Annotated in this window: 14 protein-coding genes and 1 riboswitch; of the genes, 5 read left to right on the top strand and 9 right to left on the bottom strand. The window is 68.9% G+C overall.

The window, feature by feature from the left end; all coding sequences use genetic code 11:
- Position 1: 1 nt before the first annotated feature.
- From ON20_RS12955 to metE, 4 genes are all read right to left on the bottom strand, one after another.
- Positions 2 to 565, bottom strand: coding sequence for a gluconokinase (locus ON20_RS12955; protein WP_051162333.1), 564 nt, complete (start codon positions 563 to 565; stop codon positions 2 to 4).
- 37 nt (positions 566 to 602) lie between these two features.
- Entirely contained in the window at positions 603 to 1,103 is a 501-nt protein-coding gene (locus ON20_RS12950) for a carboxymuconolactone decarboxylase family protein (protein ID WP_040835532.1), read from the bottom strand.
- Positions 1,093 to 2,178 (bottom strand): NAD(P)H-dependent amine dehydrogenase family protein, encoded by a 1,086-nt coding sequence (locus ON20_RS12945; RefSeq protein WP_040835529.1) that lies wholly within the window; start codon positions 2,176 to 2,178, stop codon positions 1,093 to 1,095. The genes ON20_RS12950 and ON20_RS12945 overlap by 11 nt, the downstream gene beginning before the upstream one ends.
- A 149-nt stretch (positions 2,179 to 2,327) precedes the next feature.
- Positions 2,328 to 4,589, bottom strand: coding sequence for a 5-methyltetrahydropteroyltriglutamate--homocysteine S-methyltransferase (gene metE / locus ON20_RS12940; RefSeq protein ID WP_040835526.1), 2,262 nt, complete (start codon positions 4,587 to 4,589; stop codon positions 2,328 to 2,330).
- A gap of 128 nt (positions 4,590 to 4,717) precedes the next feature.
- Positions 4,718 to 4,911, bottom strand: a riboswitch (cobalamin riboswitch).
- A gap of 468 nt (positions 4,912 to 5,379) precedes the next feature.
- Between metE and ON20_RS12935 the strand changes: the two genes are divergently transcribed.
- Positions 5,380 to 6,222, top strand: coding sequence for an SDR family oxidoreductase (locus tag ON20_RS12935; RefSeq protein WP_040835524.1), 843 nt, complete (start codon positions 5,380 to 5,382; stop codon positions 6,220 to 6,222).
- A gap of 242 nt (positions 6,223 to 6,464) precedes the next feature.
- Here the strand turns inward: ON20_RS12935 and ON20_RS12930 are convergent, their stop codons facing one another.
- Positions 6,465 to 7,832: an aldehyde dehydrogenase family protein gene (locus tag ON20_RS12930; protein ID WP_040835522.1), complete on the bottom strand. Its 1,368-nt coding sequence runs from the start codon at positions 7,830 to 7,832 to the stop codon at positions 6,465 to 6,467.
- A gap of 65 nt (positions 7,833 to 7,897) precedes the next feature.
- Between ON20_RS12930 and ON20_RS12925 the strand changes: the two genes are divergently transcribed.
- Positions 7,898 to 8,611, top strand: a complete 714-nt coding sequence (locus ON20_RS12925; protein ID WP_157228821.1) for a hypothetical protein — start codon at positions 7,898 to 7,900, stop codon at positions 8,609 to 8,611.
- 72 nt (positions 8,612 to 8,683) lie between these two features.
- On the opposite strand, the gene ON20_RS12920 is transcribed toward ON20_RS12925, so the two are convergent.
- The 3 genes from ON20_RS12920 to ON20_RS12910 are packed head-to-tail and all read right to left on the bottom strand — an operon-like array spanning position 8,684 to position 11,354.
- On the bottom strand, positions 8,684 to 8,887 hold the full coding sequence (locus ON20_RS12920) for a hypothetical protein (RefSeq protein ID WP_040835520.1): 204 nt from the start codon (positions 8,885 to 8,887) through the stop codon (positions 8,684 to 8,686).
- Between the two features lie 29 nt (positions 8,888 to 8,916).
- Positions 8,917 to 10,362, bottom strand: a complete 1,446-nt coding sequence (locus ON20_RS12915) for an Rv2629 family ribosome hibernation factor (RefSeq protein WP_051162328.1) — start codon at positions 10,360 to 10,362, stop codon at positions 8,917 to 8,919.
- A gap of 17 nt (positions 10,363 to 10,379) precedes the next feature.
- A complete protein-coding gene (locus ON20_RS12910; RefSeq protein WP_040835519.1) occupies positions 10,380 to 11,354 on the bottom strand; it encodes a TIGR03557 family F420-dependent LLM class oxidoreductase in 975 nt (324 codons plus the stop codon).
- 932 nt (positions 11,355 to 12,286) lie between these two features.
- On the opposite strand from ON20_RS12910, the gene ON20_RS12900 reads away from it, so the two are divergent.
- Positions 12,287 to 12,643: a nitroreductase/quinone reductase family protein gene (locus tag ON20_RS12900; RefSeq protein ID WP_040835515.1), complete on the top strand. Its 357-nt coding sequence runs from the start codon at positions 12,287 to 12,289 to the stop codon at positions 12,641 to 12,643.
- An 88-nt stretch (positions 12,644 to 12,731) separates the two neighbouring features.
- Here the strand turns inward: ON20_RS12900 and ON20_RS12895 are convergent, their stop codons facing one another.
- The gene (locus ON20_RS12895) at positions 12,732 to 13,061 is read right to left on the bottom strand and encodes an SDR family oxidoreductase (RefSeq protein ID WP_218002507.1); all 330 of its coding nucleotides are present in this window, start codon (positions 13,059 to 13,061) and stop codon (positions 12,732 to 12,734) included.
- A 317-nt stretch (positions 13,062 to 13,378) separates the two neighbouring features.
- Between ON20_RS12895 and ON20_RS12890 the strand changes: the two genes are divergently transcribed.
- Together ON20_RS12890 and ON20_RS12885 are read left to right on the top strand one after the other, a co-directional pair.
- Positions 13,379 to 13,861, top strand: a complete 483-nt coding sequence (locus ON20_RS12890) for a Dps family protein (RefSeq protein WP_040835514.1) — start codon at positions 13,379 to 13,381, stop codon at positions 13,859 to 13,861.
- A 95-nt stretch (positions 13,862 to 13,956) separates the two neighbouring features.
- Complete coding sequence (locus tag ON20_RS12885; RefSeq protein ID WP_040835512.1) at positions 13,957 to 14,808, top strand: NAD(P)-dependent oxidoreductase; 852 nt, start codon at positions 13,957 to 13,959, stop codon at positions 14,806 to 14,808.
- Positions 14,809 to 14,841: the final 33 nt, after the last annotated feature.

The following is a 14,841-nucleotide window of genomic DNA, read 5'->3' as shown; positions in this document are numbered from 1 at the left end:
ATCAGTCGGGGTCGGGCGGGGCGGCGTGTTCCTCGAGGCGAGCGGCGACCGCCTCGACGGCCTCGGCGGGCGTCCGACTGCTGTGGACAACGGTGCCGCGTTCCCCTTCCTGGAGCGGTTCGATCCCGGCGAGTTGCGAATCCAGCAACGAGACGGGCATGAAATGGCCGCGTCGAGTAGAAAGCCGCTCGAGCAGTTCCGGACGTTCGGCCGTCAAGTGCAGGAAATAGATTCCCGGTACGAAAGATCGAAGTATATCGCGGTAGCGCCGTTTGAGTGCCGAGCAGGCGACCACCGCGCCGGTTCCCGCCGCCTCGCGGTCGCGCAACCAGTAACCGACCGATGCGAGCCAGGGCTCCCTGTCGGCGTCGTCCAGCGGAATGCCGGAGGTCATCTTGGCGATATTGGCCCGCGAATGGAAATCGTCCGCATCGGCGAATGGAACACCGAGCCGGGTGGCGAGCAGACGTCCCGTCGTCGTCTTACCGGTTCCCGTCACCCCCATCACGACGACATACGGCGTCCGGGACCGGTCCGACACCCCCGAGGACCCACCGGCATTCATGGGCGTCCGCGCCGCACCCGAGACCGCTGCCCGAACCCTACGATCCACCGCCGGCGGATTGGTGGCCGGGGAGCACGCAGACCGTGTCGAGACCGAGTACATGATTGAGCCGGCCGAACGCCAGCCACGATCCGATGCACATACTGAGCTCGACGATTTCGGCCTGGCTGTAGTGGGCCGTCATCCGCGACCAGAAATCCTCGTCGAGATTGTGGTGGTCGAGGGCATAGCGTTCGGCGTACTCGGCGGCCAATCGGGCACGCTCGTCGAGGGCGTCGGTCTCGCGCCAGTCGGTTACCGCGTCGAGGAAACCCGCTTCGACCTTTCGGCCGTCGCGCTCGGTGCGCCAGTCCAGGCAGAAGAGACAGCCGTTGATCTGGGCGATCCGCAGCCGGGCCGCCTCGAATTCGCGCAGTCCGAGGGTGGTGTGCGAGTACACCGCCAGAGAGAGGTTCGACGCGGCGGCGCCGATCCCGGGCACCATCTCGCCCCAGACGTAGCCGATGGGGTCCTTGCCCTCGGGGATATCAACTCTCATGACCATTCCTTCCCAGCTTTCCGACCGCGGGGCGCAGCGGGACATCGAGCGCGTCGTAGAGGCCGGGCTCGGCGGCGACGAGCCAATCGATCGCGCCGACGAGCCGCCCGACGGCGGTGGCGTTACCCCCGGCCGCGTAGTTGTCGCCCTCGTCGGTCGCCTCGACGGTGACCTCGATCCGCGGCCGGCCGTCGATGATCACCCGGTGCGCGCCCACACCGTTGGGCGGCGCGGGCCAGTCCGGCGCACACGAGGGATGGATACGAGTGATGTGCTCGATGACGATCCGGGGCCGGCCTGCCACGATGCCCTGGACCTCGAACCGCATGGCGCCCTGCGTTCCGGCATCGAACCTCCCCATCGACGCGGTATCGACCGTGGCCTCCAGCGGACACCGTTGGACGGTCTCGCGGACCTCGTCGAGCTCGGCACCGAGCGCCCTGGCCAGCAACCGGATCTGACCGCCCCACACCATGGTCGGCACCCCCGGAGCCACCATCGGCGGTAGCTCGTCCATGGGTTGTCCCATACCCACCAGGTAGCGCACCGAATCGGGCTGGTCGTAGGTCGAATAGTCGAAGATCTCCTGGCAGCGGACCGCCTCCACGACACTGCCGAGGCCGCTGATCAGCAGCGGCAGCACATCATTGCCCCATCCCGGATCAATACCGGAGACGAACAGCGAACCACCGCCCCGTTCGATCGCGGCCAACACCGGTTCCCGTATCTCCGGCGGTGCGCCGCGCTGGTCGTAGAGGGCATACAGCGCGGGGGTGACCACCACGGCGCCGATACCGACGGCACGAACGATATCGGCGAGGGCATCGTCCGGGCGGATATCACCGGATGCGGCGTACACCACGGCATCCGGGCGGGCGGCCAGCACCGCATCGATATCGGCGCCGGCCACGACGCCGAGGGCCCGATCCAGACCCGCGAGTTCGCCCGCGTCCCGGCCGGCCTTGTTCGGGTCGTGCACGAGCACGGCCGTCAGAGCGAGTTCCGGATGGGCGTCCACCGCGCGAATCGCCGCACGACCCACATTTCCGGTCCCCCATACGACCGTCGAGATCATCGGCGAATCGTAACAAGCGCCCCGCCGCGGTAGGCCGGTTCCGAGATCTTGCGGCACGGTTCCTCGGTAGTGCCGTGGGTTGTCTCGTATCGACCCGCGGGTGCGGCGCACCGGTCGGTGCGCCGCACCCGGTGGCGATCAGGGTGAGGTCACAGATCGGCGCGGACGAGTTGCGCCGCTTCCACAAGGTTGTGCAGCGATGCTTCGACCTCCGTCCGCCCCCGAGTCTTCAGCCCGCAATCGGGGTTGACCCACAACCGCTCCGCCGGAACGGCTTCGAGCGCCTTGCGCAGCGACATCTCGATCTCCGCCACGCTCGGCACCCGCGGAGAGTGGATATCGTAGACGCCCGGACCGACACCGAGATCGAAGCCGACCGCGTTCAGATCGTCGAGCACCTCCATATGGGAGCGGGCCGCCTCGATCGATGTCACGTCCGCGTCCAGTTCGGCGATGGCGTCGATCACCTCACCGAATTCCGAATAGCACAGGTGGGTGTGGATCTGGGTGGAGTCGGCGACCCCCGAGGTGGCGAGCCGGAACGCCCCGACCGCCCAGTCGAGGTAGGCGGGCCGGTCGACGGCGCGCAGCGGGAGCAGCTCGCGCAAGGCGGGCTCGTCGACCTGGATGATTCGGATACCGGCGCCCTGCAGGTCGACCGTCTCGTCCTGGATGGCGAGTGCCACCTGGTTCGCCGATTCGGCCAGTGGCTGATCGTCGCGTACGAACGACCACGCCAGGATCGTCACCGGTCCGGTGAGCATGCCCTTCACCGGCCGGTCCGTCAGCGACTGCGCGTAGGCGATCCAGTCGACGGTCATCGGGTCCGGCCGGCGTACGTCGCCGTAGAGGATCGGGGGCCGCACACACCGACTGCCGTACGACTGCACCCAGCCGTTGTCGGTGACGCAGAAACCGTCCAGCTGTTCGGCGAAGTACTGCACCATATCGTTGCGTTCGGGCTCACCGTGCACGAGGACATCCAGACCCAGTTCCTCCTGCAAGGCGATCACATCGGCAATCTCGGCGCGCATGCGCGCGCGGTACTCCGTCTCGTCGATCTCACCTGTGCGGAGGGCGGCCCTGGCGATACGGATCTGTGCCGTCTGCGGATACGAACCGATCGTCGTGGTCGGCAGCGCGGGCAACCGCAGTGCCGACTGTGCCCGCCGGCGCTGCGCCGCGGGGCTGCGTGTCGGCTTCGATCCCGTGAGCGCATCCAGTCGGGCGCGGACCGTGCCGTCATACAGTCGCGCATCGGCACGCCGCGCGGATGCGGCCGCCCGCGCCCGCGCGAACTCGTCCTCCACCGCGTCTCGACCCCGGGTCAGGGCCGTCGCGAGAGTGACGACCTCGTGGACCTTCTCGCTGCCGAAGGCCAGCCACGACCGCAGCGCGGCGTCGAACCCGGTCTCCGCGTCGAGGGTGTAGGGCACGTGCAGCAGTGAGCACGACGTCGACACGGCCAGCGTTCCCGCGCTGCCCAGCAGTGTGCCGAGAGTTCCGAGGGCGGCGTCGAGGTCGGTGCGCCAGACATTGCGTCCGTCCACAACTCCCGCCACGACATGTTTGCGCGTGAGGGCGGGCACCGAGGCGAGAGCGTCGGATCCGGCGACCAGATCGACGGCCAGGCCCTCGACACCGGTCGCGGCGAGGGCGGGCAGTGCGTCACCGAGACCGCCGAAGTACGAGGCCAGCAGGATCGCCGGACGCTCCGGTACCGCCGACAACCGGTCGTAGACCCGCCGGGCGACCGCGATTTCCTCCGGTGTCCGGTCGGCCACCAGTGCCGGTTCGTCGACCTGCACCCACTGGGCTCCCGCCGCGGCGAGTTGCCCGAAGAGCTCGACATACAGGGGTACCAGTTCGTCGACCCGGTCGAGGAGCGGCGCGTCCGAGCCCACCGCCTTCGACAGCAGCAAGAACGTCACCGGGCCGAGGACCACGGGTCGGGCGGGAACACCCAGTGTCCGGGCCTGTGCCAATTCGTCCAGGACCTTTGCCGCGTCCAGGGCGAACACCGTGGACGGGGTGATCTCGGGGACGAGATAGTGATAGTTGGTGTCGAACCACTTGGTCATTTCGAGCGGCGCCACGGTGTCGGTGCCGCGGGCCGCCGCGAAGTACCGGTCGAGCGGGTCGGCGATTCCGGCCACACGGTCGGGCAGTGCGCCGAGCATGACGGCGGTGTCGAGGACGTGGTCGTAATACGAGAACGTGCCCACCGGAATCGAGTCGAGGCCCGCCTCTCGCAGCTGCGACCACTGGGCGCGGCGCAGTTCGGCGCCGGCGGCTTCCAACCCGGCGCGGTCGAGTCGACCGGCCCAGTAGGCCTCGACGGCCTTCTTGAGTTCGCGATTCGGACCGATACGAGGTGAGCCCAGTACGGTCGCGGTGAAAGTAGCAGTCACGGTGTCTCCATGTGCTGTTGCGTGAAGGGCCACCGCCGGCAAACGGGTACACCTCATGGCCGCGGCACGGACGGCGACACATGAAGATCTACGCGCCTATTCCCCGAGGCGGTGGACCGACGGGCACGGCGTGCCCGCCACAGTCGGCAGATCTTCGGACTCGCGGGCACCCGGCGCATCCGCCGGAACCTACTGGCCGTCGCTTCCCAGGCCCATGTGCCCAGTGCTGATGACGGCGGTCGTTCCCACTCACCGCTGCGGGACAGTCCCGGACTCTCACCGGGTTCCCTCTCACACCCCGACCCACGGACCGGTGTGCTTCGACGCGCGGCCCGGTCTTCGGGGCTCCTCACGACCGTGCCGGGCGAACCAGCTGCGTCGACCAGCGTATGACACCGCTGCCCGGCGTCGATACCCCCACCCGGGACGGTTCGCTCCACGGCCCTCTCACCGTCGGCCTCCGCGGTTCCCAGGACGCGCCGCCGGGCGTACGGTCGCTCGGTTCGAGGTGAAGGTCGGATCTCGTCCCTGGGGGCCGGGCAGGATGACATCGGGTCGATACCCGCCACGAGCGCATGTCTCCGCTCGGCTCCGGGCCGCAAGTCACGCGCATGCTCCCGCGGTACCGATCCGAGCAACCGGTGGGACCCGCGCCCGAGTACCGCGGTCATCGCGGCGCGTATAGGGCGAGCGCGTCCGGTGCGCAACGGTGAGACTTTTGACAGACTCCTCTGTGATTGCCATGGGCGATCCTCCAGGATGAGACGAAGGGAGTGAGTATGGTGTCTACGTGGTAACGGGGGCAGCATCCGGCATGGGAAAGGCCGTCGCCGAGAAGCTGACGGCCGAGGGGCATCAGGTTATCGGGGTGGATATCCAGGAATCCGATATCGTCGCCGACCTCTCGACGCGGGAGGGCCGACGCGCCGCCGTCGAGGGCGTGCGGACCGCTGCGAATGGTCGCCTCGACGGTGCTGTTCTGGCCGCCGGGCTGGGCCCGGTACCCGACCCCGCGCGCCTCCCGCTGATCGCGAACGTGAACTATCTCGGAGTGGTCGAATTGCTGGAGGGCTGGCGCGACGCCCTCGCGGCGACCGGTTCCGCCCGGGTGGTCGTGTTCGGCAGCAACTCGACCACCACCACACCGCTCGTGCCCGGCCGGATGGTCCAGGCCTTTCTCGCGGGAGATACCGCGAAAGCGGTGCGGACGGCGAAAATCTTCGGCAAGAACGCGGCCCCGCTCATCTACGCGGGATCCAAGATCGCGGTGAGCCGCTGGGTACGCCGCCATGCGGTGAAACCCGAATGGGTGGGCGCGGGCATCCGGCTCAATGTCATCGCACCCGGTGCGATCCTCACCCCGCTGCTCGAGCGACAGCTCGCAACCCCGGCCGAGGCCAAGGCCATCAATTCCTTCCCGGTACCCACCGGGGGATTCGGCAAACCCGACCATATCGCGGACTGGGTATCCATGATGCTGTCCCCCGCGGCCGAATTCCTCTGCGGCAGCGTTATATTCGTCGATGGAGGTTCGGACGCCTACTTCCGGGCGGACGACTGGCCACGCAATGTCCCGCTGCGCCGCATGGTCGGCTACCTCAGGAAGTTCCGGGGGTTCGCCGCGACCCGCTGAGAAGCCGCCCCGAGACGATCCCACGACATACCCGGACGGTAGAGGCACCGGACACGCACGCGTAGGAGTACCCATGACCCATCGGCCGCTTCCCCGACGCCGGAGTCGGAAGCGGCAATCGAATCGCGGAGGAGATGCCGTAATGGGTGGGATCAGGATGGGCCGGTCGTCACCGCATGACGATTCCGCCCGTCCCGGCCGTCGTACCGGCACGGCACCGCCGCGGAACCGGCGGCGAACCATCAGCGGACCGTCGGTGGGCTCTCCACGTGCACAACCTTGACGGTGGTCATCTCGTCCAGCAATTCGGGGCCGTAGCCGAACCCGGTACCGGAACGGCCCCGGGGCTGGGCCGCGCCGCCGGGCGCACCTCCGAATACCGCGTTCACCTTCACCGTCCCGACCGGAAGCGCCCGCCACGCCCACTGGGCATTCGCCATCGAACCGGTCAGCACGGTGGCCGCGAGACCGTGGGCGTCGGCGCGTGCCTCGTCCAGGCCCGCCGCGAAATCCGACACCACACGCACCGGCGCCACCGGCCCGAACGTCTCCTCGCGCAGCACCCGCATCTCCGGCAGGCAGTCGGTGAGCACCGTCGCCGGGTACACCGCGGCATCCCCTTCCGGAATGTATCCCCCCACCAGCGCGCGCGCCCCGCCCGCGACGGCGTCGACGACATGTTCGTGCACCCGGGCCCGATGGCGGGCGTCGACCAATGGCTGCGGGTCGGCGTTCCACCGCTCGGCCCGCTCGCACAAAGCCCTGACGAAGGGCTCGGCAACCGCGGAATGGACATAGATCCGCTCCACCGAGGTGCAGATCTGCCCGGCGTTGGCGAACGCGCCGAGCGCCGCCTGTTCGGCGGCCCATCCCGGATCCACATCCGCGTCGACCAGCAGCGGATCGTTACCACCGTTCTCCAACAGCACCTTCGCCCCCGTACGCGCCGCGGCGGCCGCGAGGCGGCGCCCGGTGTCGCTGCCGCCGACATGGGCGATCACGTCCGCCTCCGGCGACGCGGCCAGCAGGGATCCCACTTCCCCGCCGCCCGGCAGGGTCCGCAGCACGCCTTCCGGAACACAGTCGGCGATCAGTTCGCCCAGTAGCATCCCGGTGCGGGAACACCGCTCACTCGGCTTGTGCACCACCGTGTTCCCGGTGACCAGTGCCGCCCCGAGCAGACCGCACGCGATGGCCACCGGATCGTTCCACGGCGTCAGCGCGACCACCACACCGCGCGGCTCGGGGATCATCAGGTCGGTAGCATCCTGGGTGCCCTGCAGCGAATGGCCACGATGGACCGGTCCGAGTTCGGCGTACTGCTCCAACGTCGCGGCTCCCGCCGCGACTCCCTCCCGCCCCGACGCGCGTGGGCGCCCGGTCTCCCCTTCCAGTATCGCGGCGAGATCGTCGGCCCGGGCCCGCACGGCGGCCGCCGCCGCGCGCAGCATCGCGCCCCGTTGCGCCGCCGGCACCCGCGCCCACTCCGCTTGCGCCGCGCGCACCTGTCGCAGCGCCTCCTCGATCTCGTCGGCCGCGGTCGTCACGGGCGGCCGCACCCCGCCGACCGCGCTGTGCAGCTGTATCGAAGCATCGGTGATGTCGGTCATGGCGGCCGGGTACCGCCACCTACGCGAGGGAAACCTGTCAATCCAACCGAAAGGTGTTCGACCGCTTGAAGAGCGAGCGGCCGGAGCTGTCCGAGGTCGATTTCCAGGTGGGCGTCCCCGGCGATCTCGACCTGGCCATGTTCGCCATGGGCCCCACCCGGATGTTCGGCCATCGCAACGCGTTCGCCGAGGCCACCATTCGCGATATCACCGAGATCCGGAAAGAGTCCGGCGATGACGTGCTGTTCCAGCTGGAACTGCCGGTGGAGACGGTGTTCGTCGCCAAGTCGGGGCCGCTGGGCGGGCTCGTCGCGAGCAGGATAGCGGCCGGTGTCCACCGCTTGGTCGCGGCGGCCCCGGTCGGCACCCGGTTCGGTGTCCATCTGTGCTTGGGCGACCTCGGGCACAAGGCATTGACCGGAATCGGCTCGACCCGTGCACTGGTGCGACCGGCCAACGCGCTGGCCGCCAAGTGGCCGGAGGGGCGCACGCTGGAGTACCTGCACGCGCCGCTCGCCGCCGGGGACGAGCCACCGCGGCTCGAGCCGGCGTTCTACCGCCCTCTGTCGGGTTTGCTGTTGCTGGAGCAGACCAGGTTCGTCGCCGGGTTCCTGCACGAGAGCCGCACTCTCGACGAGCAGCGCCGCCTGCTCGACACGATCGAGACCGCCGTGGGCCGGCAGGTCGATGTGGCCGCGGCCTGTGGGCTCGGCCGCCGAGCCGCCGAAGACGCCTACCGGACCATGGAACAGGCGCGCGGCCTGTGTGAGCAGGGCTGAACTCGGCGACAGGCACCGCCCCGGCGCCGGATGACGCCGGGCTCACCGCACCATTTCCGGCGGTGAGCGGTATTACTCCGGATTCTCCGGGGTGTACCGGTATGGGCGTTCGGTTCGGTCGACTCGCTCCTGCACGATGTTGTCGTCGTCGGCAGGGGGCTCCGGATCATGCCATTCCTCGGCCCGGCTGGACCGGTTGCCGCGCAACGTACCCTGCAGTTCGTGGGCGAGTTCGTCGTCCCGGGCGGGTCCGTGCTTACTGCTGCCTCGCTCCATAGTGTCCTCCTTTGCTGATGGGTATTCGTTCAGACGTGCCGGAGCAGCGCTCCGACGCCGTCCATCGGCGCCGCATCGGCCGTAACGGGCGTCACGGTGCCGCCACGGACCAGCGCGGCCACGGGGAGCGCCTCGTCGGCACGACAGGTTCCGCCTTCGGTAGCCGCGGCGCCGAACGCGTCCGGGTCGCGCAGGACTTCCGGGTCCAGGGTCACCGTGCGGTCGCCGAGTTTCTCGGCATTGACCAGAAGGTTGTCGGTATTGGCCGTCAGTAGCGCCGAGGCCGTGGCGGGTAACCCCGAGACGGCCAGGCCGTGATCGCGACCCCGTTCGGCGGTGAAGCGCTCCACCACGTCGTCCCGGTGCCGGCGCGCTTCCTCGGCCACGATGTCGTGAACCCGGTCGTCGAGTGCGTCGGGATCGATGCCTTCGGCCCGGCCACCGACCTCCGTTTCGACGATCCGCGCGGTGGTGGTTCCGAGCGCGCGGCGCAGGGCGGTGCGAGCCCCGACCTCCCCGGAGAGCACGACCACCTCCGCTTGGATGGACCGCGCCAGGCGGGTCAGTTCCTCGGCGACCTCGTCGATATTGCGACGGACGGTCTCCTCGGCCCGCCGCCGCATCGACAGGTGCGACAAACCGCCACCGCGAACTCTGTGCACCGGATGACCGGACCCTTCCACGGTTTCCGCCACCGGGTTCCCGTGCGCGTCCACTCCGTACAGTTCGGAACCGAGCCGATCCACCACCGCGACCACGTGCGGCACCTCGCCGGCCTCGTACTCGATGAGCGGCAACAGATACGGCAGTGGCGACACCCGGACGATCTCGCGCACCGGTGGCCGGGCCACCGGTTGGTCGACCAGGACCGCTTCGGTATCCGCGATGAGTACCCGACCGCGCCGGCCCGGTACGGGCTCCCCGCCCGTAATCGCGTCGTCCAGCAAGGCCACCGTCTCATCCGGTGCGCCCGCCTGCTCCAGACGTTCCCGGGTGAAACGCCAGCTCAGCTCCTGCCGGCGCGCGGCGTCCTCGGTATCGTGAGTGGCGTCCAGGTACAGCGAGACGAACGGCCCTCGCCGCCGCGCCACCTCGGCACTGCTCATCCCGGTCACCGGCGCCGGCTGCTCCGCCTTGCCCGACCGAATCGGGGCCGCACCGCCACGTACCGGGTCGTGTCCGAGCGACATCAGCCGGCTCCGCCATCGAGCCTGGTCCTCGGCTCGGTCCGGCCACTTCGCACGGAGTGCCGATATATCGGCAATCGTCTCGCGCATAACCAGGATATCGGCGGAATCCAGGTCTTCGCGCCGCTTACCGAGGACCGCCAGCACTCGCTTGCCGAGCGGCGGTTCCGGTTGGCCGCCGGCACCCGCCTCCTCGGTGCGCAGCCAGTCGTGCAACTCTTGCGACGGCATATTGACCAGCCGGTGGAATTCGTCCCACAGTTCGTCGTCGACACCGGTGACGGCCATGGTGGCACCTCCTCGTATCACACTGCCTGCGGTGTCAGCTTCCGCAGCTGTTCGTCCAACTGCTCGCGGTAGAAGTCGAGGAAACCGTCCGGATCGGGCCCGGCGTTCTGCATCACCAGGTGATCGAACCCGGCATCGGCATAGGGCTGGGCGGCCGCGAGAAAACGCTGCGGCTCACAGCCACAGGCGAAGGCGTCGAGAATGTCCTCTTCGCGCACGGTGCCGCTCGACGCCGCGAAATTGGCCGGGTTGGGCAGCTCACTCATCACCTTCCACCCGGTCACCGCCCACCGAGATGTTTCCAGCGCGGCCTGCGCGGCGGTATGTTCGTCCGGCGCCCAGGCCACGGGCACCTCGGCGTAGCGGGGTCCGTTCCCGCCCGCCTCGCGATAGCTCGCCGTGAGCGCCGGTTTCGGTTCGGTGGCGAACAGTCCGTCGCCCAGCTCGGCCGCCAGCCGGGCCGCCCCACGTCCACCGGCGGCTATCGCGATTACCGGCGGTTCGTCGGGCAAATCGAATACTCGCGCCGCGGACAGCCGCAGATACCGGCCCTCGTAGGACCGGTAACCGCCCTGCCACAGCAGTCGGATGATCTCCACCGCTTCGCGCAACATACGCTGCCGCTCCGCGGCATCGACGCCGAAACCCGTCCCCACCACATGCTCGTTGAGCCGCTCCCCGGAACCGAGACCGAGCGTGAACCGGCCTTCGGACAGCAGTGCGAGGGTAGCGGCGGCCTGGGCGATGATCGCCGGGTGATAGCGCACGGTGGGGCAGGTGACACCGGTGGCCAGGCCGATACGCTCGGTCTTCGCGGCGATCGCGCCGAGCACCGTCCAGGCGAACGGGGAATGACCCTGCTTGTCGAGCCACGGATGATAGTGGTCGCTGATCTCCACGAAGTCGAACCCGGCCTCCTCGGCCCGGATGGCCTGACGCACGAGTTCGGCGGGTCCGAAGGCTTCCGCGGCGAGTTTGTATCCGATCTGCATGGTTCCTCCGCGCTACGCAGGTGGTGTTATCGGACGGCTACGCGGTACCCGCGGTGCGCCGGGAGAAACAGGACGGCTCGTCCCGGAGGCCCGGCCACGAACGAGGTCCCGCGGAGACCAGGGCGTTCGGCGTCGCAACAGCGCGCCGGACTCTCGCGCTCCACCACATGGGGAGGGTTCGCGTCGCAGATATGGAGGACTGCTCGTGCCCACTCCTATCGTCTACTATCCCCTCGACACGCTCCGGGCCGTGATCGAGGCCGTGATCTGCGTGATTCACGTGTATTCGTCCGGGACACCCTGCGTCGTCCCGCCGTGAGGCCCGGATGGCGGCCGGCTGTCGGTGGTGACGACCGCGCTGAGCGGTAGCAGGGGTTCGTCCACCGCCCGACCGCGCGGTACCACCTTGCCTCGGGCGCGCCGGCTGTCGGCACCGCCGCCCAGCTGATCGCGCTGCGCGTCGTCGAGGCCGTAGAGTGCGAGATGATCGCGGATGTCTTCGGCCGCACTTTCCTGGCCGCCGACCCGGACGGAAACCTGATTCTGGTCACGCCGGAGGACTGATCGCGGGCGTCCACGGTGGGAACCGTGGACACCCCCGTCTCCGTACGATGCCGGCCGTCCACCCGGTACCCCGGCCGGCATGGAGGTGCGCGGCGGACGAGATCGGCCCGGCACAGGCCCGGCCGCGATGCCGACGAGTTGTCCATTGCCCTTCTTCTGTCGAGACTTTCGCCCACAACGGCCAGTGCACGGTATCGATGGCGCCGGAGCGACGAAGCACCGAGTCGCCGCGACCTGGCCGATCCGCGCGGATCGACCGGATTCGAGCGCCCCTACGCACCCGCCGGTCTCGCCGCTGCGCCCGGCCCGACGAGGCGATAAGGTATGGACAGTCGTCCACGTGTCTGTGCACCGCTCGGGAGGAACCTGTGGAACCGAACTCACTACCGGCTCGGCTCGTGCGCGGTTTCAACGCAGGCGTGGTGGGGCTGCTCGAGGCGCCGGTCGTCGGGTCCCTGATGGCCAAAGGGTTCGCGGTGATCACCTACGCGGGCCGGCGGTCCGGCAAGACATTCAGTACGCCCGTGAACTACCGGCGGCGCGGGGACGAGCTCCTCATCGGAGTCGCCATGCCGGACAAGAAGAGTTGGTGGCGGAATTTCCTCGGAGAGGGTGGCCCCATCACGGTGCGCCTGAACGGGGCCGACCGAAACGGACACGCGGTGGCTCGGCGCGACGAGCGCGGCCGTGTCGAGGTGCGGGTGCGACTCGACGAGACGAACTGATCAGGAGACCGGCTCGAGGCTTGCCGCCGGACTCGGATCGCGTGCCTGCCGGCCGATGCCCCCCGTGCAACGAGTACTCGAGGGCCTGTCATCGCACCCCGTTCCCGAACCGGTCGAGTAGGAACTGCTCGAATGTAACGGTGCCATAGGGGTTGTCGGGCACGAGGTTCCACCCGTCGGTATAGCCGCGCGCGATCGCTCCCGGCACACGCGGCGACAACACCGGCCGACGCCGCTTCGCGATCGAGTGGTAGGCGCGGGCCAGATCACGCATGGTACGCACCTGCGGCCCGCCCAGATCGGGCGCGCGACCGACGGGTCCGCCGACGGCCAGGGCGGTCAGCCGGTCGGCGACATCGCCGACATCGATCGGCTGGAATCGGAAACCGGCCGGACGCGGCGAATACCCCCTGCTCATATCCGACCGATGGATGACGGCCGCTACCCCGACACCCGTCGGCAAAGATTCGATCACATCGCACGAGCTTTCGGCCCCCTGAGCACGGCGGGGCGGAAAAAGCGTCGCGATTCCGCATCGGGTGCCGGGTGGGGTTCAGGTTTTTCGCCACCGTTCTAGACTTTGGTGGTCGCAGATATGACCCGCTCCCGATGGAATCGACGTGCGTGTCACCACACACTATCGGCGCCGCGCTCGCCGCCACCGGCATTTCTCGTCCCGGCAATCCACCTCGAACCCGTGGCTCGGATGGTCCGCCTCGTACCGAAGGAGAACAGATGTCCAGCTTCGACTCGACCACTGGTTTCCGCGCCTCCACCACACTCGCCACCCACCTGCAGCGCGTCCTGGCCAATCTCATCGCGCTCCACCTCAACGCCAAGCAAGCGCATTGGAACGTCGTCGGCCACAACTTCCGTGACCTGCACTTGCAACTCGACGAGATCGTCGACGAGGCCCGTGAGGCGAGCGACACCATCGCCGAACGCATGCGCGCACTCGACACGGTGCCGGACGGACGCCCCCGCACCGTCGCCGCCGCCGAGCAACCCCCGATCGACCCGGGCGAACTGGACACCGGCGTCATCGTGGACGTGATCACCACGCAACTGCGTCACACCGCGGGAGTCCTACGGGAGGTTCACGACGAGGTCGATGCCGAGGACCCCTCCACCTCCGACCTGCTACACACCATCATCGACCAACTGGAGAAGCAGGCATGGATGTTGAGCTCGGAAAATCGCGTGCGTGTCTCACGATGACACCACCCGCGCCGATCAGGCAGGGGTGGCGGTAGTAGGCCGTAACCCACAAGACCGGCGGTCCCACCGCTCGTGCGCAGGCAAGGGGGCAGTCCATGCGGATAGCGATCATCGGGTTGGGCAGGATGGGGTGCGCGCTCGCCGAGCGGTTGCTCGACAGGGGTCACATCGTGAGTGTGTGGAACCGGACCCCGGGTCGGGCCGGCACGCTCCAGGAGCAAGGGGCCCGGGTCATGGGCTCTCCGGACGACGTGGGCGACAAGCGTGACGCCGTTTTCCTCTGCCTGGCCGACGACCGGAGCACTCTCGACGTGGCGGCTCCGAAAGGCGAGGCACGAGCGGGTTGGGCGCAGACCCTGGTGGTCAATACGGGGACCGTCGCTCCCGAGGTCATCACCGCTCTTGCGCACGCGTACGGTGACAGGTTCGTCGATGCGCCGATCCTCGGCGCACCGCAGGCGCTCCGATCGGGTTCGGCCACCTTCATCGTCGGCGGCCCGGCGTCGGCGCGTGCGGCGCTGGCACCCGTGTGGCAGGGGTTCGCCGGGGCGCTCGACGCGGGAGACCGTCCCGAGAGCGCGGCGGTCCTCAAGCTGTTGAACAACCAGATGCTGCTGGTGCAGCTGGCGGCGATCGCCGAGACGATACGAGCGGGCCGCGCCGCGGGTGTCGACGACGCGGCCCTGGCTGCCACATTGCGCGCGTCACCGCTTATGGCGGCGGGTCTGCGCAACCGCATCGACGGTTTCTTCGACCCCGCCCATGCCGGTTGGTTCAGCAGCGTCCAGGCCGTCAAGGATGTGACGCTCGCCTTGGGCCTGGCGGAGGGTGATGCGCCGCTGCCGGTTACCGAGGCCGCACGCGACGCCTACCGACAGGTGGCCCGGGAGGGATGGGAAACACAGGATGTCACCGCCCTCGTCGAATACGGTCGGCGCACGCCGTGAGCGAGGCCCAAGCGAGGTCCGCGACAGTCCTTC

This window comes from Nocardia brevicatena NBRC 12119, from assembly GCF_000308495.1.
In the GTDB taxonomy this organism is placed as follows: domain Bacteria; phylum Actinomycetota; class Actinomycetes; order Mycobacteriales; family Mycobacteriaceae; genus Nocardia; species Nocardia brevicatena.
The sequence above is the reverse complement of the archived record's forward strand: the minus strand, read 5'-3'. Positions and strand labels throughout refer to the sequence as shown.

Coding starts and splice junctions, on each gene's coding strand:
- ON20_RS12955 (WP_051162333.1), bottom strand. CDS start 565: ATGAATGCCGGTGGGTCCTCGGGGGTGTCGGACCGGTCCCGGACGCCG.
- ON20_RS12950 (WP_040835532.1), bottom strand. CDS start 1,103: ATGAGAGTTGATATCCCCGAGGGCAAGGACCCCATCGGCTACGTCTGG.
- ON20_RS12945 (WP_040835529.1), bottom strand. CDS start 2,178: ATGATCTCGACGGTCGTATGGGGGACCGGAAATGTGGGTCGTGCGGCG.
- ON20_RS12930 (WP_040835522.1), bottom strand. CDS start 7,832: ATGACCGACATCACCGATGCTTCGATACAGCTGCACAGCGCGGTCGGC.
- ON20_RS12920 (WP_040835520.1), bottom strand. CDS start 8,887: ATGGAGCGAGGCAGCAGTAAGCACGGACCCGCCCGGGACGACGAACTC.
- ON20_RS12915 (WP_051162328.1), bottom strand. CDS start 10,362: ATGGCCGTCACCGGTGTCGACGACGAACTGTGGGACGAATTCCACCGG.
- ON20_RS12910 (WP_040835519.1), bottom strand. CDS start 11,354: ATGCAGATCGGATACAAACTCGCCGCGGAAGCCTTCGGACCCGCCGAA.
- ON20_RS12895 (WP_218002507.1), bottom strand. CDS start 13,061: ATGAGCAGGGGGTATTCGCCGCGTCCGGCCGGTTTCCGATTCCAGCCG.
- ON20_RS12890 (WP_040835514.1), top strand. CDS start 13,379: ATGTCCAGCTTCGACTCGACCACTGGTTTCCGCGCCTCCACCACACTC.
- ON20_RS12885 (WP_040835512.1), top strand. CDS start 13,957: ATGCGGATAGCGATCATCGGGTTGGGCAGGATGGGGTGCGCGCTCGCC.